Genomic DNA, 21,053 nt, shown 5'->3' on the forward strand with positions numbered 1-21,053 from the left:
ATTCAACTCTACCGCTTTTCTTATCATAACGCTGATGAGATAGACCTGTGCAGCAAAAAAGTATCCTAATGTATCATCATTGTTTGCAGTCAAAAAAACCGCGCCTATCCTCTTAGATAAGCGCGGTTTATGAAAAACTGCTTTCGTATTAAGACAAGTTTAGTTCAAGATACCATAAGCACATAAGGCATCAGCAACGCGTTTAAAACCAACGATATTTGCCCCTGCCATATAGTCGATATAACCGTTATCGGTCTGGTTATATTTTTCTGAAGCGTCAGCGGCGCAGTCGTGGATATTTTTCATAATGCACTTTAAGCGCTCATCGACTTCTTCAAAGGTTTTATATTGACGTACAGAGTTTTGTGACATCTCAAGACCCGATACCGCGACCCCGCCTGCGTTGGCCGCTTTACCTGGTGCATAGTGGACGCGGTGCAAACGCACATAGTCAATCGCATCAGCGGTCAGTGGCATGTTAGCGCCTTCGGCAATATATTTAATGCCGTTTTCAACCATTAATTTGGCATCTTCTTCATCAACTTCGTTTTGGGTCGCTGATGGAATGGCAATATCACCTTTGATATGCCAAGGTTTTTGCTTAGCCAACCATTCACCGCCGAATACATCGACATAATCACACAACGGCTTACTTTGGGCTTTTTGCTCTTTTAGCCAGTTGATTTTTTCTTGGTCCATACCGTTTGCATCGTGCAGCGTACCTTGTGAGTCAGATACCGTTAGTACTGTTGCACCCAGCATGTGGGCTTTTTCAGCGGCGTGGAGTGAGACGTTACCGGCACCTGATACCAACACTTTTTTGCCTTTGATGTTATCGTTTTGAGCGGCAAGCATGTTTTCTAAGAAGTAAACTGCGCCATAGCCGGTCGCTTCAGTACGCATCAAGCTACCACCAAAACCCACGCCCTTACCAGTCAAGACGCCGCCGTGCTCACGGGTTAGATTCTTATACATCGCAAACATATAGCTGACTTCACGTCCACCGACGCCGATATCGCCTGCCGGTACATCGATGTCTTTACTGACATATGGATGCAGCTCACGCATAAAGGCATAGCAAAAACGGCGGATTTCACTGTCAGACTTACCTTTAGGATCAAAATCAGCGCCACCTTTACCGCCGCCCATCGGCAAGCCAGTTAAGGCGTTTTTGAAAATTTGCTCAAAACCTAAGAACTTAAGGACCGATTGGTTGACGGTAGGATGAAAGCGGATTCCGCCTTTATAAGGGCCTAAGGCATTGCTGAATTGTACACGCCAGCCGCGGTTGACCTGCACTTCACCCTTATCGTTTTCCCAGTTGATACGAAAAGCGATAACACGGTCAGGCTCGACAAGACGCTCAAATATTTTGAACGTATCATATTCCGGATGGGCGTCGTATAGCGGAGCAATGGTGATTGCAACTTCTTTTACCGCCTGAATAAATTCAGGTTGATGGGCGTAACGTGCTTCGACTTTTTCGATTGCCTGACTGATACTCATATAGGTTCCTTAGGGTAAAAATGGTCATCGTGCTGATTCACGTGGGTGTTTTATCGCTTAAATACAAACGATGGGATTTAAAACACCAATGTGAGATTGAAATCGTTTCTATACGCGAATAAATATAGAAACTGGGAGATTAGAAGCCAACTGAATGTGTCTCTAAATCGTAAACCCAGAAGCACAAACAATTTTTATCTCATAACTATATAGCATTTTTTTGCCGTATAAGTCTAGTAAATATCACCATCATCAAAATTTATAAAGGATATTTATTTCATTATAATCTATCAATAAACCTGCCGTGAAAACTCGTTAGTCAAAAAAAAGACCACTATTATTTGAGTGATTTACGGTGATTTTGTGCAACATTGTCGTCTTAACTAACCCTTTGATTGCTTTACTTGCTACTTAGACTATAGGAAAAAAACACATTAATGGAAAATAAAAATACTAAATAACTTAAAATATGCCAACTTTTATTTATTAATTATAATAAAATTGCGATAAACGGTGGTGAAATAAGATTAAGTAGTAAAAAATGCGCGATATTAAGGCGTTAAATAGCGCTCTGCCATATCAATAGTAACAGTAAGGGTTTATAATATTGTTCACTAGTCGAAGACTAAAATCAGAAAATCCCAATTATCCCCTTATTTATTTGTCACAGAGAAATCGTTATGCGTACAGACTCATTCCAGCAAATCTTGGAAGACCTAAACAGCTCATCTGCCGATGTTGAAGCATCTGCCCTTATCTCGAACGATGGTCTTATGATTGCATCGGCGCTGCCTACAGGCGTTGATGAAGACCGCGTTGGCGCGATGTCTGCTGCTTTGTTATCACTAGGTGACCGCGCAGGTCGTGAATTGGCTCGTGGTAGCATCGACCGTATTATGATCCAAGGCGAAAAAGGCTATGTGATTATGACCTCATCAGGTGATGAAGCGGTATTAACCATTATGGCAAAACCAAACGCCAAACTTGGCTTGATATTCTTAGACATTAAGCGCGCCTCAGAAGCTTTGGCAAAACTTATCTAATATTTATTTTTAAAGTTCTGTCATTAAGGTTTTATGGGCTATCAGTGCTATAAAAACTACTTGATAAACAACACTTTAAATGAAAAGTTATGCCTTGTCTTATAAAAATTATTTAAGGTATTGCATACCGTTTATATTGAATAAATCTAACAGTGCGGTTTAAAACTTAAGTTTAATTGTCAGTTTGCCATATAAATTTAAGTCATACGCTTAAACTAAATATTTTTTCAATAAGGTTTACGCTTTTTAATAATTATCACAACCATGATAAATGAAGGAGATTACAATGGGTTCTCCACTCCCCGACGCCATGAAGCCTGACATGCCAGCCGAAGAAGTCACCCTGACTTACCACGACGGCACTTCGCGCACTGTTTATGATACTGGTATCGAACGCCCTTATCCTGACGGTAAGTTAATCGTCTCACGTACCGACTTAAACGGCGTTTTGACGCACGTGAATGATGCTTTTGTCGAGATTAGCGGCTATGATGTCGATGAATTAATCGGTAAGCAGCATTATATTTTACGCCATCCTGATATGCCAAAAGCGGCTTATAAAGACCTATGGTCGACCGCCGACGCTGGGCAAAAATGGCATGGTTATGTGAAAAACTTATGCAAAGATGGCAGTCACTACTGGGTTTACGCGACTGTCGTACCAAACGTCCGTCGCGGCGAAACGGTTGGCTATACTTCGGTGCGCCGTAAACCATCGCGCAGCAAAATTGAGGCGGCAATCGCCCAATATGCCGAAATGAAACAAAATGAGGAAGGCTAAATCATGACGACACATAATATGTTAATCGCGCCTGATTTTTCGCCGGAGCGTTTTGCAGGCTGGCACATGTTTAATACTTTGATTCAAAAACGTGCCAATCTCAACATGCACCTAAATATCCCTACCTCGCATGCTGAGCAAGAAACCGTTATCAGTGAAGGCGATATTCAAGTCATTTATGCCAACCCTTTTGATGCGGCTACCCTTATTCGTGAGCACGGTTACCATGCGGTTGCGCGCCCTATCGGTAAATCTGATGAGATGGTCATCGCCGCGGCGGCAAATAGCGATATCAATAGCTTAGACGACATCAAAGCTGGCGCTACTATCGCCATGGCTGATAACCGCGATGTAAAATTGATTGGTTTACGCCTGCTTGAAGCGGTCGATATCGAAGAAGCCGACCTTAACTGGTCAGTGACTGAAACCTATCAGGCAGCGGCGCGCCAAGTGATTAAGGGTGAGGCGCAAGCGGCGTTCTTTTTGGCGGAGATTTTCCATAGCTTTTCACGCCTAACCAAAGCGCAGCTATCAGTATTAATCGAAAGCGATTTGGCCGATATCAGCCACGTCTTGCTGATTAAAGACGGCTTTCCGGATACTGACATTTTGATGGATGCCATTTTGAATCTGCATAACGATGATGATGGTAAAGAAGCGTTGACTGAACTTGGTATGCCGCAAGGTTTTGAAGCCATGAATGAAGAAGACGCGGAATTTATGATTGATTTGATGCAAACGTTACTTGACTAGCAGGTTCATTGGCATCTTACTGACGTCATAGCCTATTAGGCTACAATAATACTAAGCAACAATCGCTATGGTCTATTACCTCATAGCGATTGAGCAAAGTGGTGCCCTAATAGCATTTTTATTAATACTTTTTGAATAACTTTTTAACCGCTTTTTGCATAGTGCTATGACTAACAGGACACGCTTATGTCTGATTTAGATCTCATCAAAGAAAGTGAAATGGCAGCACGGCGCGTCTATCGTCTTTACTCACGTAAGATATTTATCGCACCCAACAACCGCCATTTTCACGAACAACGTATCAATGCTGCCCTACTGTTAAACGAAAAAGAACCACTACAAGGTGCGGTAGCCGATTTTTTTTATGGCTGCTGGTATGACATTCCTTATGATGTCACTAATATGTTTACCCGCTTGCAAGGGCGCATGCTGCCGCATATCGAGCAAGGCTTTCGAGATTGTATCGATAAAAAAAGCTATATCCAAAAAAACAGTATGCTGGCAACGCGCTGGAGCGTACTGGTCTCACCATCTTTAAATGAACAGACGCAGCGCCTGCGTATCAGTAGCGATGACGCCAAAGAAATCGCTAAAGACATCACCAACGATTTGATGCTCGCGCGTGACAATCAAGACTGGGATACCATAGAGCAAATCGAAAACGAGTTTTTTGCCCATTGTATCGCGCGTCACGACCGTCTGGCATTCTCCTTGGTGTGGTTTCGCTTGGGTAAAAGCGATTGGCAATTCGATGCGCGCTGGAATGACTGTCAGCAAAAACTTGAGCAAACCAAAAATGCACAAGACGCTTAACCTGCTTATTTTTATAGCATCATCAACATTCTTCTAACGAGTAGCTGCTATGTCTTCTTATTTAAACGCTGATAAAACCTATCTGACCTTGACCCCAGCTGGCATTTTTGAGTCATTTTCGCAAAGTGAACCAACGCCTGAGCAGTTATCCTTGCAAGATTTATTGTCGCATAACGAGACGCTGCTGGCCGCTGACTGGCTCGATCGCTATTCTGATGAATGGTTAGACAGCTTTTTGGAACATGGCTGGATTGAGAAGCTGTCGTTATTTTTGCCCGCGCCAAATTTGCCGCTTGATCAATTTTTACCTTATGTGGTTTCAAGCTTATCGGGTAAACGCCGAGCGGCGATTGGTTCTGATGAAGGTTTTTGTCTGGCACGGATTGGCTATAGCCAAGAAGAAGCGGACATGCTCAGTGTGGCGGCGGCGGACTTTTCAGGCTTTATGCTGCGCCAAAAGCAGCGCGGCTGGGCGGTAGAGAGCCAAGCGATTTCTTTCTTTCAGCAAGTTGATCTGTTGATTCCTGAAACCAGTTTTGTATTTTTATGGATTGATGGCTCAGGCTACGTGCTTATCATCGATGGCGAGCCTTTAACCAACAACCGTGCTTTTGTTGAGTTGGTATGGGCACTTAAAACCTCTGGGCTTAGATTTACTAATTAGACCGAATATTTAGCAAGCCACACTTAATCAAACCAGCTGCTTCTTATAAATGCACTCTTTAACCATAAGCGGTGCATTTTTTATGCCTGCAACTTGAACCACTGAATATACTAATAAAAATTACCATTTATAATTTTATCGCGTAATAACAATACCCTTAGAATTAACAATAAAGGTTCAAACATTAGATTATACTGATTACAAGCAACTGTTTAGTTTTTTCGTTAAATTTATAGTTTGAATAAAAACCTCCATTGCTAGATTTTCCTCATCTTCACATTTCCAATGTTTTGAATCATCTTTATTAATAACTACATTCCTGAACGTGGCAACTTTTGCCAAACCTTGCACTCTTGCTTATTTTTAGGACAGTTTATGGCTTCGCTAACCACTGTGCGCGTACGTTATCAAACGATTGAAATTGGCAATACTGACATTCATATCTGCACCCTACGCGATAATCAACAATTTAGTGACCCTGACAATGAGGCGCTGGACCTCGGTATTTGCTCGGCGTCGTGGCCGATGTTTGGCGTGATTTGGCCGTCAAGCTTGGTGCTGGCCAATCACATGCTTGATTATGATATTGCAGGCAAGCGCATCTTGGAAGTTGGCTGCGGTATGGCGTTATCAAGTTTACTACTCAATCATCGCCACGCCGATATTACTGCGACCGATTATCATCCGACGGTTGAGTATTTTTTGGATAGAAATACCACGCTGAATAATAATAAAGAGATTAACTTTGAGCGTTTAGACTGGGCCGAGGACAATAGCCACCTTGGCAAGTTTGATATCATCATCGGTAGCGATTTGCTATATGAAGATCAGCATATCGATATCTTAGCGGAGTTTATCGAACGTCATGCGCTGCCAACTTGTGAGGTTATCGTCGTTGACCCTGGACGCGGGCGCAAAAACAAGCTGACCCATAAGATGGTTGAATTTGGTTTTAGCAGTCAGCATGTTAAACCTGAGGACACCACTTATCTTGAGCTACCTTTTAAAGGACATATTTTAACCTTTTCGCGTTAGGTTTTGGAAAACTAATAGGTTATATAATAAGAAAAGACGCCATTTTACGGCGTCTTTTTTATGCATTTTATAGCATGACTTATTATTAATGTAATTTATAAGTTTATAAATTTATAAGCGTCTAACCAAAGGTGGTTGCACACGTGAATACATGATTAATGAGATGCCATTAGATATCAGCTCAACGGCCAATAGGACGCCAAGAATATAGGTTGCTGACTGCGGATAGCTGGTGAATATCATGATAGCCAACGTAATCGAGATAAGCCCTGAGATTAATATTGGCACAAAAGCCACGGTTCGGCGTAGACCGAAAGCAACCATCACTCTGACGATACCCGTTGCCATAAATAAAATAGCAATTACCATGGTCAAGGTTAAAATACCTTGTAGCGGGTTTTGTAGCAGCTCAATACCGATAAATATGCCAAGCACACCGCCAATGGCCGCTAGCACTTTACCCGTCGTGGTATAAGCACGGAACAGGGCAATAAACTGTAAGATACCGACAAGAAGAAAGACGAATCCAGCCAGTTGTTCAGCAGCGAAACTGGCGCTAAGAGGATTGAAAAAAGCAAAGATACCGCCAAGAATACTGATGATACCAACGACTAGCCACAATATACGACTCATAAGATACCCTTACTTTATATTTATAATGCGCAAATGATATCGCAGATTATTGGCAGGCTTGTATGACGGTAGTAATGTATTCAGGTAATCCTGTTACCATCAGTGCCCAGGCGTTGTATCATGCTTATAACCCTACTAACGGTTTAGGCGTAATATGCCTATCATCCAAACAATTCTTGGCATCAAATTATTTATCAACCCAGCCCTGCTGTCGGGCATAGGCAAGTTGCTCGGGCGTATCGATATCATAGCTCAGCTGTTTATTGAAGACTGTGCTGATTTCACTGGGCGAGAGCGCTCTGATTAAATGACGTAGGCCTTTGTCTCCACTTATATGAAGCTGCCATTGTTTAAGTAGCTGATAATCGATAACTAACGGTAGACCAACGATGGGATTTTTCGTTTCATTCTTAGCATCTGCTCTACGCTCAATATGGTCATCTTTTGATAACATATCGAAAATCTGCCAATGCTCATAACCACTGGCAACCACTAAATGCTTACCGGCTAGCAATTCATTAACATGTTCAATGTCCAATAAAACTTGGTCAACGCCCATAATCAACACTCGCTCAACCACTTCATGATTAAAAGCTTTATCATTAACAAACTGAGTTAAGGCTTCAATAGCAGTATAAAGACTATGTCCCATACCAGTTTCGGGCGTTTGGTTAATGACAGTCTTGATATGTAAATGGGTGTCGCTTAGTTTTGCTACCTCACTAGCTATCGATGCCTCATTTTTAGGAATAACGACGATAATAACTTGCGGATTTGTACTTACTGCCAGTTGTAGCATGTGATTAATGAGAGGAACGCCATTTTTATAAAGCAGCTGTTTAGCCTCTCCAAGACGACGACTGAGGCCGCTGGCTAGAAGAATAATGGTATGGCTTGATTGCTGGCTAGAATTTTGATTTGGTAATGCCGCGCTATTTGACGTTAAGTCACTTTTCTTCATACACCGCTCAATATTTCAGATGTGGTTCTATTATTATCTAAAAAATCATTAGCAGGATTTTGCTCTTGCATGACAGCGCTTATTTGTGCCATGATGCCAAGTGCTAAAGCTTCAGGGCCATCACCGCCTAGTTTATAACCAATCGGATAATGGAGTTTTTTTACGCCCTCACTTAAACTTGCCGGATTGTCTTTGGCAGCACGAATCTCATTTACCAAGCGCTCGGTTCGATAACTTGGGCCTAATTGTCCAAGATACTTATAATGAGTCGAATGCGCAAGCAATAACGAAAGACGGGCACGGTCTTGGGTCAAACTGTGCGACATCAACGCGACCGCCGCATGACGACTGAGCTTGAGCAGTTTCTCATTATCGTCCAATGCGACTGGCATCACGATATCCGCTTCGGGAAAACGCATCCGCGTGGCATACTGGGCGCGGCTATCGATAACGCTGACGTGCCAATCTTGTAATTTTGCCATGGTCACAAGCGGCATCACATCATTCCCTGCCCCGCAAATAAGCAAACGGTGTTGTGGTTGTAGACGCTGGATAAGCCATTCTGTGGTGATATCACCGTTTTTTAGGACAACGTATTCAGTATTTTTGTTAGAAACTTCATGCGTTGACAGTTTTTTAACGATATCTCTAATCTCATGAGTAAAAATATTCGCTTGTTCAATGAACGCTTGATTACCCATACGAGCACCGCTGACAAAAGTTATTTTTTCGTTGGCAATATAGTCTTTCAGATCTAGCCGAAGCCCAATGGGTAAATAGTATTGTTCATTTGCGCGAATTAACGTCGCTATCGTTGCAGGATTTTGGCTACGACGAACATGACGAATAACTTCTAAAAACGGCCTTGCGGCTGTCAAACGCTCAAACAGTACATGAACCTTGCCATTACAGCCCAAACCGAAATTTAGCTCATTTTCTAAATCGCCATTTCCATTGCCATTACTTTCACTATCATCATCTGCCTCGTCACCCTCATCACTACCCGTTTGATAAACCTGCACGTTTGCGCCATGACGCGTCAACCAAAAAGCACGTTTGATGATATGTGGTTCTAGGCAACCACCGCTAATCATCCCAACCGAGCGTCCATCAGCGCAGATAAGCATCATCGCCCCAGCACGCCGATATGCCGAGCCTTCGGTATGTACTACCGTTGCTAACACCGCATCGATGTTTTGCTGCTGCGCCTCGCCTGCGAGCTTTAGAATATCAGCGACCTGATTCATAGTGCCTCTTATCTCTATTTATTTTTATTTTAGTTGCAGTTTTAATGATTAAAATTGCATTGCGCCTTATAAAAACCCGCTAGTGATGGCCGCTAGCGGGTGTCTTATATCAATCATCAGTTAGCCATTCTTTCATATCGATTATTAACAATAGCTATTCTGGCAACTCATGAAGCAGCTTATCAAGGGTGATTGGGAAATCGTAAACGCGCACACCGACCGCATTATAAATAGCATTAGCAATAGCCGCCGCTGCTCCAGAAATCGCGGTTTCGCCAATCCCTTTGATATGCATAGGATTGGTATAAGGGTCGTCTTCTTCTACCAATATCACTTCTAGTTGCGGCACATCGGCATTGACAGGTACATGGTATTCAGCAAGGTCATGATTGCATAGGCGACCATCGCGCTTATCATGGATGACTTCCTCCATGAGCGCCGAGCCAATCCCAAACACCATACCGCCGTAGCACTGTGAAGTAGCGGTTTTATGATTTAAAATCCGACCAGCAGCAAAAGCACCTACCATGCGCTTGAGACGTATCTCGCCAGTCACTCTATGGACGGCGATTTCTGCGAAATTGACACCAAACGACGCTTGGCGATGGCTTTTGGCATTTTTACCCGGTTTGATTTGACCTTTAGCGCTCATTTTTTGCTCATCGCATTCAGCAATAATATCTGCCAATGCATAAGACTGAGAATTGCTAAAATCGTATTTTTCGGTAGCAGACTCTGATAATGCTAGACCTGTTTTCTCAGCGACTGTATCTTTTAAGTCTAGCGCTTTGTCTTTAAGCGTTTCGACCGCTGCTTCTGTAACGCTAGGGTTATGCTCGCCTGCTTGTTTGATCTGACCTTTATCAAGCTGAATGGTATCTGGATAAAGCCCTACTTTTTCTGCCAACATATCGCGCAGCTGCTCACAGGCAAGATAGATACCACTACCTGCACTTGCCGCACCCCAACTACCACCCGAGCCTGAGGCTGATGGCAGCTCACTATCACCGAGCTTCATCTCGATATGGTCTATCGGCAAGCCTAGTAAATCAGCGGCAACCTGGGAAAACACCGTATAAGAGCCTGTGCCGATATCGGTCATATCGGTTTCGATAATGGCTTTAACGCCAAGGGCTTTTGAATCGTCAACTTGCAGTGTCGCCCGCGCCTCTGACAGTTTTAACTGATTACCACGAGCGGAAGCCGCCATTCCCGTACCAATCCACCAATCACCCTCTAACTGACTGGCAGGCTTGGGATTGCGCTGCTCCCAACCGAACTGCGCCGCCCCTTGCTCCATACAAGCAAGTAGCTGCCGCGTCGAAAACGGAATGTCTTGGCTTGGGTCTTGCTCAGGCTCGTTACGGCGGCGCAGCTCAAGCGGATCAATATTTAACTGCGTGGCCAATTCATCCATCGCACATTCAACCGCAATCATACCGACCGCTTCACCGGGCGCGCGCATGGAGCCCGACAGCACGTAATTCATATCTACTTGCTTATAATTCACGCGGCGATTTTCACCGCGGTATAAATATTTGGTCGACAGCGCCGTCGGCTCAAAAAATGCCTCACCCGGTAAATTACTGCCAACGGTATCGTGAATAAAGGTGTTGATAATGCCGTCTTTATCGCAGCCAATGGCGATACGTTGGCGAGTGTTTGAGCGTCTAACGGTTGCTTCCATCACTTGCGGACGCGTCATACTGATCAGCACAGGACGACCAAGCTCTTTTGCCGCAATCGCTGCTGCAATCGACTCAGGCGCGATACCCAATTTACTACCGAAACCACCACCAACAAAATAAGAGATTAATTGCACCTGATCCTTTTTTAGATCTAAAGCATCCATCACTTGCTGCTTGCAAGAGGCAATCATTTGGTTTGAGGTATACATGATGAGCTTATCGTCTTCCCAATAAGCCAGCGTCGCATGAGGCTCCATCGGCGAGTTGCTTTGACTTGGCGTATGGTAAAAGCGATCGAGAGTCACCTCTGCATCCGCTAAGCCTTTATCAGGGTCGCCTGTAACAGAATTTTTATCTGAGCCCTTTTGCTCATTGACGTCATGAGCACTTGGCAGCTCTTGGGTAAAGTTTAATGCCGCTTGTTCGGTCTCATTTTTATAAGTGACTTTAAGGGCATTAGCGCCTTCTGTCGCTGCTTCAAAAGTCTCAGCAACCACTACCGCTATCGGCTGCCCGTGATAATAAATCTCACTGGCGCCTTGGGTTGGTGCTTCGGTCTCACCGCCTTGCTGTGAGTTTCGCAAAAAATGCTTAGGATCGGTTACGACTTTGATGATGCCAGGAATATCCTCCAAAGCACTGCTATCGATATTTTCCACTTGACCTTTGGCTATTTTCGCGCCAACTAAAACGCCGTAAACTTGATTTTCTCGATAAAATTCTGCTGAGTAAGGCGCTTGTCCGCTGACCTTTAACGAGCCATCAACACGGTTGATCGGTTTGCCGACCAACTTGCTTGCCGTTTTGTCAAAAAGCGAATCGACAGGCTCATTCATCATCATTTTTTTGGTAGGTTCTGATGGCAATACTGAGTCCAATAATGACATGATTATGCTCCCTCGCCCGCTAAGGCGCGCTGAATAACTTGTTTAAGTAGGCGACGCGTCAGTGGAATTTTAAAATCGTTTTGACCGTGACCTTTGGCCTCTTTTAATAATAAGTCTGCGGCTTGTGCGATCGTAGCGTCATCACCCGCCGTGCCCGTTAATAATGCTTCAACGTCTTCATCACGCCACGGCATCACCCCAATACCACCAAAAGCCAAACGTACGGTCGCCAAGTTACCGTCGTCATCAACCTCTATGACAGACGCACAAGACACTAAGGCAAAGGCGTAAGAAGCACGGTCACGGACTTTGTCATAGGTATGCATGCCTTTGATAGGCGGTGGTAAAACGACATGAGTGATAAGCTCGCCACTCTCCAAGACATTCTCGATATGCGGCGTGTCTTTTGGCAAACAATAAAAGTCTTTAATTGGAATACAACGGGTAGAACCATCTGCTTTCACCGTTTCAATAACAGCATCAAGCAACCGCATTGCCACCGCCATATCAGAGGGATGTTGGGCAATACAAGCATCACTTGTACCTAAAACAGCAAGGGTACGGTTCTCGCCATTAATCGCTGGACAGCCACTGCCGGGCTCGCGTTTATTGCACGGACTGTCGGTCTGATAAAAATAATAACAACGCGTACGCTGTAAAAAATTACCGCCAGTCGTGGCTTTGTTACGCAGCTGACCCGTCGCGCCCGCTAATATGGCGCGCGATAATACGGGATAATTGGCAATGACCTCCGGATGCGCTGCCAAATCACTATTGGTGACCAGCGTACCGATACGTAATCCGCCATCAGCGGTGGTTTCGATTTGCTCAAGCTCAAGACGGGTGATATCGACCAATTTGGTTGGTGTTTCAATCTCAAACTTCATTAAATCTAAGAGATTGGTGCCACCGCCGATAAATGATGCATCTTTTGGGCCGGCAGCAGTCGCCGCTTGTTTAGGCGCCTCGGCACGGACATAGTCAAAGCGTTTCATGAGTGAGCTCCTGCTTGGGCGTTATGATTTTTATTTTGTGACGCCTTGTTTTGCGAGGGTTTACTAAGCTGCGTTTCACTAGGCGGCGGCGACCAAATACCGATAACACTTGCAGCATCTGGGCCTTTCTTAATATTATTTTCAGTAGCGGCTTTATTTTTTATCTCACTCTCCAAAACCTGCGAGATGGCATTAATAATGTTCGGATAAGCCGAACAGCGGCAAATATTACCACTCATGCGTTCGGCGATTTCTTGCACCAGCAAGCCATCAGGGTTTTGCAAATCAGTGGTCACATAGCTTGGCCAGTTTTGCTTAATCTCTTCAATCAAAGCAGTCGCTGAACAAATTTGCCCCGGCGTACAGTAACCACACTGAAACGCATCGTGATCTTTAAACGCTTGCTGTAGATCTGAGAGCGATTCAGGCATTCCAATGCCTTCAATCGTCGTAATCTCATCACCGTCGTGCATGACCGCAAGGGTCAAACAAGAATTAACCCGTCGCCCATTAATGAGTATGGTACAAGCGCCGCATTGACCGTGGTCGCAGCCCTTTTTGGGTCCGGTAATTTGTAGATGCTGGCGACAGACATCAAGCAATGTCGTGCGCGGATCAAGATTATCGAGCTGATAATCTTGCTGATTAATCGTTAACGTCAAGGTAGACATGCTGGCTTCTCGCTGGCAGTTATTCATAAAAGGATAAATGTGCACGCTCTTAATAAATGTGCACGCTCTTAAACAGCGTCAATCGTTTCATTATGGCGTATCAAAAACAGCGTTTTGTTTTTACTTTGTAGTCATTGCAGTGTAGTTTTTTTAAGCAAATAGTGAGGACAAAACTTTTTTGTCAACTTTTAAACCTACGATAAATCTCCTGTACAACTGCGGTTGGCTGCTTAACCTCGTTAATAGAACCTGTAACTTAGCAACCATTGTAATCACGATTTCATTCTCTTAATATGGATTCAACCTTATAAAACCTTCTATAAATAAATCGAACATAATCAATAAAATAGGTATAAAAATATGGAAAACTCAAATCAACCGCTATCCAAAAAACCTCTGCGCATCGATATCGTCTCAGACGTGGTTTGCCCGTGGTGTATCATCGGTTATCGTCAATTGACTGAGGCGCTCAAGCAAACCAATACCAAGCACGAAATACACTGGCATCCGTTTGAGCTAAATAGCAATATGCCAAGCGCAGGACAAAATTTGCGCGAACACATTATGGAAAAATACGGTTCGAGCAAGGAAGAATCAGACGCGAGCCGCCTTAGAATGACGCAAGCGGGCGATGAAGTTGGCTTTGAATTTAACTTCAACGATGATACGCGGATGCACAATACTTTTAATCTGCATCAGCTATTGTATTGGGCAGGTCAACAAGGACAAAAGCCGATGCATGACTTAAAGCAGGCGTTATTTGGCGCGCACTTTACTTATGGTCGCAACATCTCTGATAATACGGTGCTGGCTGATATCGCAGCGGAAGTTGGACTTAATCGTGAAGAGGCGCTGGCTGTGCTGGAGGATCAGCGTTTTGCCAAAGAGGTACGCGCAGAAGAGCGCCACTGGCAGCAGCAAGGTATTCAAAGCGTGCCAGCAATGATTTTTAATGAGCGGCATTTGGTCAGCGGCGCGCAAGGCGTGGACAATTACGTCAATATTTTACAACAATTGGCTGCTATGCAAGAGTAAATAAAGCTTTGCTAATAAGACTATGATTAATGAGTAAAGAAAAATTACTGACGCTGTCAGACGAAGCAGAAGAAATTGTCTTGGATAAGCTTAGAGAGTATATGAGCGAGGAATTTGATGTTGATATTGGCAACCTGCCAGCGAAGTTTTTATTAGACTTTATCATCGAAACCTTAGGGCCACCTCTCTACAATCAAGTGATTGATGATATTGAACCTTGGTTATACGATAGATTTACAGGCGTTTTAGAAGACATGCACAGCTTTAAAAAAGATTAAAAGGCATACAAAAAAACGCCGCTCCATTATAGGAGCGGCATTTTTATTTAATAGCGTTAAAAAAGCTTAGCTATCTAACCATAATTCTAGAAATGCACCACAGAGCGAATACTCTCACCTTTATGCATCAAGTCAAAAGCTTCGTTAATATCTTCTAATGGCATGGTATGAGTAATAAAGTCTTGTAACGGAATCTCTCCTGCTAGGTAGCGCTCGACGTAGCCTGGCAACTCTGAGCGGCCTTTGACACCACCAAATGCTGAGCCTTTCCAAACGCGACCTGTGACTAGCTGAAATGGGCGGGTTGAGATTTCTTGCCCTGCGCCCGCGACACCGATGATGACTGACTCGCCCCAACCTTTATGGCAGCACTCTAACGCTGAGCGCATGACATCGACATTACCGATACATTCAAACGAATAATCAACGCCGCCATCGGTCAATTCAACGATGACATCTTGGATTGGCTTATCGTAGTCTTTTGGATTGATGCAATCAGTCGCGCCCAATTTTTTGGCCAATTCAAACTTGCTTTCGTTAATATCAATGGCAATAATACGGCTGGCCTTGGCCATTTGTGCACCGATAACCGCTGATAGTCCGATACCGCCCAAACCAAAGATAGCAACCGTTGCACCTTCTTCAACTTTTGCGGTATTCATGACAGCACCCATACCAGTGGTCACGCCGCAACCGAGCAAGCAGACTTCTTCTAACGGCGCTTCTTTATTCACCTTTGCTAATGAAATCTCTGGCAACACCGTATATTCAGAAAAGGTTGAGCAACCCATATAATGGTAAATTGGCTCACCGTCTTTGTAAAAACGCGTGGTACCGTCTGGCATTAAGCCTTTACCTTGGGTTTCGCGTACCGCCGAGCACAGGTTGGTTTTACCTGAGCGGCACATTTTACAGACGCCGCACTCTGCGGTGTATAAAGGAATGACATGGTCGCCGACTTGCACGCTGGTCACGCCTTCACCGATTTGCTCAACGATACCGCCGCCTTCGTGGCCTAAAATTGCAGGAAACACACCTTCTGGGTCTTCGCCAGATAAGGTGAACGCATCGGTATGACAAACGCCACTGGCGACAATTTTTACCAGTACTTCGCCTTTTTTGGGCAGCATCACATCCACTTCTTCGATAGAAAGTGGCTCGTTTGGCCCCCACGCAATGGCGGCTTTGGATTTGATAAAGTTATCTGACATAGTATTCTCTCTTTTTAATTCATTTTATCGTTTATTATCCGCAGACCAACTTAGCTTATAGCGCTTACTTGATAGAGGCAAGCGCTAGTTATAGCAGTTTATATTTGAGCTGTTTGTAAAGGATTTATTTTATACTGTCCATTATAGTTGTTTCTGCTGTGATAACAATATGCTATATTTGCAAATATCTTTTACACACTGGTAATAATTATGCGCTGGGATGGCATTAGCGAGTTCGTTTATGTGGCAGAATACGAAAGCTTTACGCGAGCAGCAAAAGAATTGGGTATTTCAACCGCGCAGGTCAGTCGGCAGATAAGCGCTTTAGAAAAACGCCTTAATATTAGATTGCTGTATCGTACGACGCGCAAGGTATCGCTGACTGAAGAAGGTCGGGTATTTTATCAGCATTGCCGCGGTGTACTTGACGGCTTAGATTTGGCCGAACAAGCCGTAAGCAACTTACAAACCAAACCGCAAGGCAGGATTAAATTGACCGCGCCTGTCACCTATGGCGAGCAGCAGTTATTGCCTCTTATCAATGATTTTATGGTGCAATACCGCGATATCGAAGTGACGGCTTTTTTAAGCAATCAAAAAATTGACTTGATCGAGGGTGGTTATGATTTGGCGATTCGTATTGGCAAATTAAGCGACTCAACGATGATGGCAAAAAAACTCAGTCATCGTACTAATTTTGTCTGTGCCGCGCCCGCTTATCTAGAAAAGTACGGCGTACCATATTCTCTAGTCGACTTAAGACAATATAATTGCTTACTTGGTACGCGGGATTATTGGCACTTTATAGAAAATAATAAAGACGCTGATAAGGAAATAAACTTACGCGTCTCTGGCAGCGTACAATATAACAGCGGTCACAGCCTAGTCGATGCGGCACTAAAAGGCTTGGGTATCGTGCAGCTACCTGATTATTATGTGCAAAAACACTTAGCGTCCGGTGCACTGGTTAGCGTGTTAGATAATTACAGAGAGCCTGAGGAAGGCATTTGGGCGATTTATCCGCACAATCGTCATTTATCACCAAAAATCAGATTACTGGTGGACTATTTAGCAGAGCGTTTATCTTAATAAAGCTTGAAAGTGGCGATTTGAAATAAAAGCTGCTCATTATTATCAGTTTAATAGACACATTATTTGTAAGATTTAGACCGTGTTATTTGAGCGTTTAACTCTACTTTTAGCTTTTTTGCACATTCAATAATCTTCTTACGATCGGCCGCTATAGCGCCATATTCAAGCGCGGTTTTACGCATTTGCACGGTGATGTCATAATGCGGATAGCTGGCGTTTTGATGAAATAAGCGCTTATCTACTTCAATCAATGCGGCAAAATCGTGCAACTCTTGCAAGGTATCAGCTAGCATATGGCACCACTTATAGCCTTTAAATTCTATTTGCATAAAATCTACGTAAATTGCCATATGCATGCACTCCTTTATTTTTACTAAAAATTTATCACGCCCTAAACAGCACTTTCACAAAACAGCCATTAAAACAATTCACTTGTCTCTTTCTTGAGCTGTTTAAGCACCGTTTGATATTCGCTATCGCTGGTTGCAAGTGTGCTTAAACGGCCATAGCGTAGCTTGCGATAGTATTGTTGAATCTGCTCAATTTTTACTTGGACAGTTTTTGAGTCACCACTAGCAGTTAGCTTACTGGCATTATTATGCTTACTACTATTTTGACCACTGTCATCATCAATTACGCTTGCCAAACGCGCAAGCCAAGCCAATTGGCCTTCGCTATCATCACGAGCAAGCGACTTATCCGCTTTAGCGATGCGTTTTGAGAGTTGGGCAAGTGGCAGGTCTGCTGGATGCCAACGTTTGCGGCGACGCTGCCAGATAACAAACACAAGAATCGCCATAACGCTAATGGCACTTACTGCCAACCAAGTGATTTGCTGCATGATTGAGCGAATATTAAACCATTTAAGCAATGAGTCAGCTTGCTTATCTTGATCGTAACCAACGACGTCCTTTTGCCAATAGTAGCTCGCTTGGTCTGACAGACGACGTAAGGTTTGCAGCATTTGATACTGCTGATAGCTGATTTGTGCCCCAGCACCATCACCGAACATTGTCGCTCCTCGCGCCTGTGTCAGCGCATCCATGCCTTGCTCGACGCGCTCAGGGGCGACAAAAGCCGTCGGATCGACACGTACCCAGCCTTGACCCTCAAGCCAGACTTCCGTCCAAGCATGCGCATCCATTTGCCGCACTTCCCAAACGTTACCGTTACGACTAGGCTCTCCGCCTTGATAGCCTGCCACTACTCGCGCAGGAATACCAGCGGCGCGCAGCATAAAGGTAAAGCTAGAAGAATAATGCTCACAAAATCCCGCTTTGGTGTTAAATAAAAACTCGTCAATACGGTTGGTATTTAAACGTGGTGGTGATAGCGTATAGCGAAATTCGGTTTGGTTTATCCAGCGCTCGATTGCCTGTATATAGCGCACGGGATCCGAGCCAGACTGGGCAAATAACTGCTGCGCCAGTAGGCGTGCTTGCGGATTACCGCTACTTGGTAGTGCAAGATTGAGACGGCGCGACGCCTCAGACAGCATAGGGTCGATACGCATCGGCGCAAACTGCAAGACATCGTAGCGCAGCTGCTGGGTAACCGGCTGATCTTTTTTTAAGGTAAAATTTGAGGTAATACTGATATCTTGCTGCTGGGCAAAAGGATAATCCAGGCCAAATAGCCAGTTTTGCTGCGTCGGCTCTAAGATAATTTGATAGCGATTCGGGGTAGTTTTCACCTCATCAGGAACGGTCGCTAAGGCATTCGCTATCCAATTTGGCATTTGCGGGGCGGGTTGCCATTCTCGTTGCTGCGGACTGGGACGCCATGTGACCCCATCAAAATTACTAAAAACCAAACCACGCCAATAAAGCTGCTGCTGTGGCGGGCGCTTATCTGAAAACTCTACCCGAAAAGCTAGCTCAGTCGACTGACCCAAATTGGCAAAGTCGCCGGGCGACATACTGTCAGAGACACCTGTAGTCGCTTGCTGACCGGAGAGCTGTACTGACCATAGTGGCGGCAAGCGTGGAAAGAATAAAAACAGCACGACCAACAGCGGCAATGCGCCAATACCCAGCACGCCCAAAGTACGCAGGCGACCATCACCGCGAGTATTGCCATCATCGTTAAGCGCAATAAATGCTAATAATACAATGACCGCGCCGATGGTTACCTCTACTGTCGTCACAATTCCTTGATCCATCAAAAACAGTGAAGCAAGGACAAACAAAGATAAATTGAGCACCACATAGGCGTCACGGCGCTTGTACAACTCCCACAGCTTACTGATAAGGCACAGCACTAAAAACGCCACGCCCATATCCAGTCCAAATGCCGTGTTATAGGTCAGCCATAAACCTACTAGCCCAAGTAAAAAGCCAAGCATTTGCATACTTTGATAGACACGTTTTAAATGCGTCAGTTTTTTAAACTTAGCTTTAATACGCGGTAGTTGGGCAATGATACTGAACAGCGCAAAACCTATGAGCCATAACGGCAAGTGCGCTGCATGCGGTAAAATAACGATAACTTGCGCAATCAATACCCAATAATAGGCTGGCAAGGCAAGTAGCTTGCGAGTCCATTTATGATGGCTGCTCACGCCATTAGGGGCACTGATATTTTGCCCCAATGCCAATTGCGCAAAGTTCGCAGGGTTTATCTGTGTCTCATTTGCAGCATGGTGTTTGAAGTTGTTCATGGTGATTTTGCCAATCTTAACAAACAGGCTTGTGCAAACGCCTCACCTTCGCCCATCGTTGCAGTAGCATGCTTATTAACCGTTATCTCATTGGGTAAGCGCATGTTAAATGGGACGCCAAGTTCACCCAATGTCAGCACCCCGTACGCCATTTGCGCCAGTTTTTGTTCATGCTGCGCCGCTGGCATATCAGTATAGTCTAAGGTTTGCTCATGGCCAACAGGATCAGCGAAATGCTTGGTAAACATCCCTTGGCCGCGCGCCACGTGACCCCAAGAAACGCGTGCTAACGACTCGCCTTCGATATAGTTATCAAGCCGCTCGAAGTCGTCTTGACCTTGGCGATATTGCCCGCCTATCGGCAAATCCTCCGGACTGGCAATGGCATATTGTGCTTGCCAATCAAAGGTTTCAGGTTTTGGGTAAACCCACGCGCTACGGGCGAAATAGACATATGACCATGCACGCATAATCCCTAAGGGGTAAACGGTTTTTATTTTTAATCTTGGTAGTTGCAACTGCCCACGACGATAAGTCTGCACCGGCAAACGAATGATTTGCTCGTCTTGTAGGCGCGTGACCAATACTGAGAGCTGACTATCAGCATTAATCTCATGTTGGTTATCGTTGTTTTTATCGGCTTTTTTATAAGGCTTTTGCTCAGTCTGCTCAGAGGCAACTTGCTCAAAGGTAAATAATAACTGTCGTCTTGGTCGGCGGCTGTCATTACGCAGCTGCAACGTGACCCAAACAGGCGCGCCGGCTTCTGCCATGGTGACATCAAGCAGACGGACTTGCAGACCCGAGATATGGGCGAAGGTTACATGAAAGCTAATGAGCCAGACGCTAATGAGATAAAAGCACAGCCCCAATACCAAGTTATTACCATAGTTGATACCAGCGATAAAGGTGATGATTAATAAAACGGCAAACAGCAACCCTTCACGGCTAAAAAAGATATAGACGTTACGCAAATTCAGCGTCGCATTATCGCTTTTGGGCGCACGCGCGGCAAACCAACGGCTTAATAATGATCTAGCTGGTACGGTTAAGGCTTTTGGCAATATGCTCATCACTACCCTATCCTTACCATAAAAAATT

20 protein-coding genes are annotated in these 21,053 nt (G+C 44.5%); 9 read left to right on the plus strand and 11 right to left on the minus strand.

Going from position 1 to position 21,053, the window contains the following annotated elements; genetic code table 11:
• Positions 1 to 159 precede the first annotated feature (159 nt).
• Positions 160 to 1,506 (minus strand): NADP-specific glutamate dehydrogenase, encoded by a 1,347-nt coding sequence (gdhA, locus tag JMX70_RS02375; protein ID WP_068407251.1) that lies wholly within the window; start codon positions 1,504 to 1,506, stop codon positions 160 to 162.
• A gap of 680 nt (positions 1,507 to 2,186) precedes the next feature.
• Here gdhA and JMX70_RS02380 point away from each other — a divergent pair.
• The 6 genes from JMX70_RS02380 (at position 2,187) to JMX70_RS02405 (ending at position 6,595) form a co-directional block, all read left to right on the plus strand.
• Positions 2,187 to 2,549: a roadblock/LC7 domain-containing protein gene (locus JMX70_RS02380; RefSeq protein WP_010201036.1), complete on the plus strand. Its 363-nt coding sequence runs from the start codon at positions 2,187 to 2,189 to the stop codon at positions 2,547 to 2,549.
• A 286-nt stretch (positions 2,550 to 2,835) separates the two neighbouring features.
• Entirely contained in the window at positions 2,836 to 3,330 is a 495-nt protein-coding gene (locus JMX70_RS02385; RefSeq protein ID WP_201589255.1) for a PAS domain-containing protein, read from the plus strand.
• 3 nt (positions 3,331 to 3,333) lie between these two features.
• Positions 3,334 to 4,083, plus strand: a complete 750-nt coding sequence (locus JMX70_RS02390; protein ID WP_201589258.1) for a PhnD/SsuA/transferrin family substrate-binding protein — start codon at positions 3,334 to 3,336, stop codon at positions 4,081 to 4,083.
• Between the two features lie 186 nt (positions 4,084 to 4,269).
• Entirely contained in the window at positions 4,270 to 4,896 is a 627-nt protein-coding gene (locus tag JMX70_RS02395) for a hypothetical protein (protein ID WP_200662936.1), read from the plus strand.
• A 49-nt stretch (positions 4,897 to 4,945) separates the two neighbouring features.
• Positions 4,946 to 5,560, plus strand: a complete 615-nt coding sequence (locus JMX70_RS02400) for a hypothetical protein (protein WP_200662937.1) — start codon at positions 4,946 to 4,948, stop codon at positions 5,558 to 5,560.
• Between the two features lie 375 nt (positions 5,561 to 5,935).
• On the plus strand, positions 5,936 to 6,595 hold the full coding sequence (locus JMX70_RS02405) for a class I SAM-dependent methyltransferase (RefSeq protein WP_201589261.1): 660 nt from the start codon (positions 5,936 to 5,938) through the stop codon (positions 6,593 to 6,595).
• Positions 6,596 to 6,706: 111 nt separating this feature from the next.
• Here JMX70_RS02405 and JMX70_RS02410 read toward each other — a convergent pair whose 3' ends face one another.
• The 6 genes from JMX70_RS02410 to JMX70_RS02435 form a co-directional block, all read right to left on the minus strand.
• The gene (locus JMX70_RS02410; RefSeq protein WP_201589263.1) at positions 6,707 to 7,228 is read right to left on the minus strand and encodes an HdeD family acid-resistance protein; all 522 of its coding nucleotides are present in this window, start codon (positions 7,226 to 7,228) and stop codon (positions 6,707 to 6,709) included.
• A 187-nt stretch (positions 7,229 to 7,415) separates the two neighbouring features.
• Positions 7,416 to 8,189 (minus strand): nucleotidyltransferase family protein, encoded by a 774-nt coding sequence (locus tag JMX70_RS02415; RefSeq protein WP_201589264.1) that lies wholly within the window; start codon positions 8,187 to 8,189, stop codon positions 7,416 to 7,418.
• Positions 8,186 to 9,436 carry an XdhC family protein gene (locus tag JMX70_RS02420; RefSeq protein ID WP_201589266.1) on the minus strand — a complete coding sequence of 417 codons (1,251 nt, stop codon included), beginning with the start codon at positions 9,434 to 9,436 and terminating at the stop codon, positions 8,186 to 8,188. The genes JMX70_RS02415 and JMX70_RS02420 overlap by 4 nt, the downstream gene beginning before the upstream one ends.
• A gap of 154 nt (positions 9,437 to 9,590) precedes the next feature.
• Complete coding sequence (locus JMX70_RS02425) at positions 9,591 to 12,011, minus strand: xanthine dehydrogenase family protein molybdopterin-binding subunit (protein ID WP_201589268.1); 2,421 nt, start codon at positions 12,009 to 12,011, stop codon at positions 9,591 to 9,593.
• A 2-nt stretch (positions 12,012 to 12,013) separates the two neighbouring features.
• A complete protein-coding gene (locus tag JMX70_RS02430; RefSeq protein ID WP_201589270.1) occupies positions 12,014 to 13,006 on the minus strand; it encodes an FAD binding domain-containing protein in 993 nt (330 codons plus the stop codon).
• Positions 13,003 to 13,677, minus strand: a complete 675-nt coding sequence (locus JMX70_RS02435) for a 2Fe-2S iron-sulfur cluster-binding protein (protein ID WP_201589272.1) — start codon at positions 13,675 to 13,677, stop codon at positions 13,003 to 13,005. The genes JMX70_RS02430 and JMX70_RS02435 overlap by 4 nt, the downstream gene beginning before the upstream one ends.
• 360 nt (positions 13,678 to 14,037) lie before the next feature.
• Between JMX70_RS02435 and JMX70_RS02440 the strand changes: the two genes are divergently transcribed.
• Together JMX70_RS02440 and JMX70_RS02445 are read left to right on the plus strand one after the other, a co-directional pair.
• Positions 14,038 to 14,712 carry a DsbA family oxidoreductase gene (locus JMX70_RS02440; protein WP_201589275.1) on the plus strand — a complete coding sequence of 225 codons (675 nt, stop codon included), beginning with the start codon at positions 14,038 to 14,040 and terminating at the stop codon, positions 14,710 to 14,712.
• 29 nt (positions 14,713 to 14,741) lie between these two features.
• Positions 14,742 to 14,990: a DUF2164 domain-containing protein gene (locus tag JMX70_RS02445; protein WP_201541187.1), complete on the plus strand. Its 249-nt coding sequence runs from the start codon at positions 14,742 to 14,744 to the stop codon at positions 14,988 to 14,990.
• A gap of 86 nt (positions 14,991 to 15,076) precedes the next feature.
• On the opposite strand, the gene JMX70_RS02450 is transcribed toward JMX70_RS02445, so the two are convergent.
• Entirely contained in the window at positions 15,077 to 16,201 is a 1,125-nt protein-coding gene (locus JMX70_RS02450) for an S-(hydroxymethyl)glutathione dehydrogenase/class III alcohol dehydrogenase (RefSeq protein ID WP_200662947.1), read from the minus strand.
• Between the two features lie 210 nt (positions 16,202 to 16,411).
• On the opposite strand from JMX70_RS02450, the gene JMX70_RS02455 reads away from it, so the two are divergent.
• Positions 16,412 to 17,290, plus strand: coding sequence for a LysR family transcriptional regulator (locus JMX70_RS02455; protein ID WP_201589278.1), 879 nt, complete (start codon positions 16,412 to 16,414; stop codon positions 17,288 to 17,290).
• 62 nt (positions 17,291 to 17,352) lie between these two features.
• Here JMX70_RS02455 and JMX70_RS02460 read toward each other — a convergent pair whose 3' ends face one another.
• From JMX70_RS02460 to JMX70_RS02470, 3 genes are all read right to left on the minus strand, one after another.
• Positions 17,353 to 17,643, minus strand: a complete 291-nt coding sequence (locus JMX70_RS02460) for a DUF4031 domain-containing protein (RefSeq protein ID WP_201589281.1) — start codon at positions 17,641 to 17,643, stop codon at positions 17,353 to 17,355.
• 68 nt (positions 17,644 to 17,711) lie between these two features.
• Positions 17,712 to 19,952: a transglutaminase family protein gene (locus tag JMX70_RS02465; protein WP_201589284.1), complete on the minus strand. Its 2,241-nt coding sequence runs from the start codon at positions 19,950 to 19,952 to the stop codon at positions 17,712 to 17,714.
• Positions 19,949 to 21,025: a hypothetical protein gene (locus JMX70_RS02470; RefSeq protein WP_201589287.1), complete on the minus strand. Its 1,077-nt coding sequence runs from the start codon at positions 21,023 to 21,025 to the stop codon at positions 19,949 to 19,951. The genes JMX70_RS02465 and JMX70_RS02470 overlap by 4 nt, the downstream gene beginning before the upstream one ends.
• Positions 21,026 to 21,053: the final 28 nt, after the last annotated feature.

The sequence above is a fragment of the Psychrobacter pulmonis genome (genome assembly GCF_904846465.1).
In the GTDB taxonomy this organism is placed as follows: domain Bacteria; phylum Pseudomonadota; class Gammaproteobacteria; order Pseudomonadales; family Moraxellaceae; genus Psychrobacter; species Psychrobacter faecalis.

Excerpts from the sequence above, each read along its gene's own strand:
- gdhA (WP_068407251.1), bottom strand. The coding sequence starts at position 1,506 with ATGAGTATCAGTCAGGCAATCGAAAAAGTCGAAGCACGTTACGCCCAT.
- JMX70_RS02380 (WP_010201036.1), top strand. The coding sequence starts at position 2,187 with ATGCGTACAGACTCATTCCAGCAAATCTTGGAAGACCTAAACAGCTCA.
- JMX70_RS02385 (WP_201589255.1), top strand. The coding sequence starts at position 2,836 with ATGGGTTCTCCACTCCCCGACGCCATGAAGCCTGACATGCCAGCCGAA.
- JMX70_RS02390 (WP_201589258.1), top strand. The coding sequence starts at position 3,334 with ATGACGACACATAATATGTTAATCGCGCCTGATTTTTCGCCGGAGCGT.
- JMX70_RS02395 (WP_200662936.1), top strand. The coding sequence starts at position 4,270 with ATGTCTGATTTAGATCTCATCAAAGAAAGTGAAATGGCAGCACGGCGC.
- JMX70_RS02400 (WP_200662937.1), top strand. The coding sequence starts at position 4,946 with ATGTCTTCTTATTTAAACGCTGATAAAACCTATCTGACCTTGACCCCA.
- JMX70_RS02405 (WP_201589261.1), top strand. The coding sequence starts at position 5,936 with ATGGCTTCGCTAACCACTGTGCGCGTACGTTATCAAACGATTGAAATT.
- JMX70_RS02410 (WP_201589263.1), bottom strand. The coding sequence starts at position 7,228 with ATGAGTCGTATATTGTGGCTAGTCGTTGGTATCATCAGTATTCTTGGC.
- JMX70_RS02415 (WP_201589264.1), bottom strand. The coding sequence starts at position 8,189 with ATGAAGAAAAGTGACTTAACGTCAAATAGCGCGGCATTACCAAATCAA.
- JMX70_RS02420 (WP_201589266.1), bottom strand. The coding sequence starts at position 9,436 with ATGAATCAGGTCGCTGATATTCTAAAGCTCGCAGGCGAGGCGCAGCAG.
- JMX70_RS02425 (WP_201589268.1), bottom strand. The coding sequence starts at position 12,011 with ATGTCATTATTGGACTCAGTATTGCCATCAGAACCTACCAAAAAAATG.
- JMX70_RS02430 (WP_201589270.1), bottom strand. The coding sequence starts at position 13,006 with ATGAAACGCTTTGACTATGTCCGTGCCGAGGCGCCTAAACAAGCGGCG.
- JMX70_RS02435 (WP_201589272.1), bottom strand. The coding sequence starts at position 13,677 with ATGTCTACCTTGACGTTAACGATTAATCAGCAAGATTATCAGCTCGAT.
- JMX70_RS02440 (WP_201589275.1), top strand. The coding sequence starts at position 14,038 with ATGGAAAACTCAAATCAACCGCTATCCAAAAAACCTCTGCGCATCGAT.
- JMX70_RS02445 (WP_201541187.1), top strand. The coding sequence starts at position 14,742 with ATGAGTAAAGAAAAATTACTGACGCTGTCAGACGAAGCAGAAGAAATT.
- JMX70_RS02450 (WP_200662947.1), bottom strand. The coding sequence starts at position 16,201 with ATGTCAGATAACTTTATCAAATCCAAAGCCGCCATTGCGTGGGGGCCA.
- JMX70_RS02455 (WP_201589278.1), top strand. The coding sequence starts at position 16,412 with ATGCGCTGGGATGGCATTAGCGAGTTCGTTTATGTGGCAGAATACGAA.
- JMX70_RS02460 (WP_201589281.1), bottom strand. The coding sequence starts at position 17,643 with ATGGCAATTTACGTAGATTTTATGCAAATAGAATTTAAAGGCTATAAG.
- JMX70_RS02465 (WP_201589284.1), bottom strand. The coding sequence starts at position 19,952 with ATGAACAACTTCAAACACCATGCTGCAAATGAGACACAGATAAACCCT.
- JMX70_RS02470 (WP_201589287.1), bottom strand. The coding sequence starts at position 21,025 with ATGAGCATATTGCCAAAAGCCTTAACCGTACCAGCTAGATCATTATTA.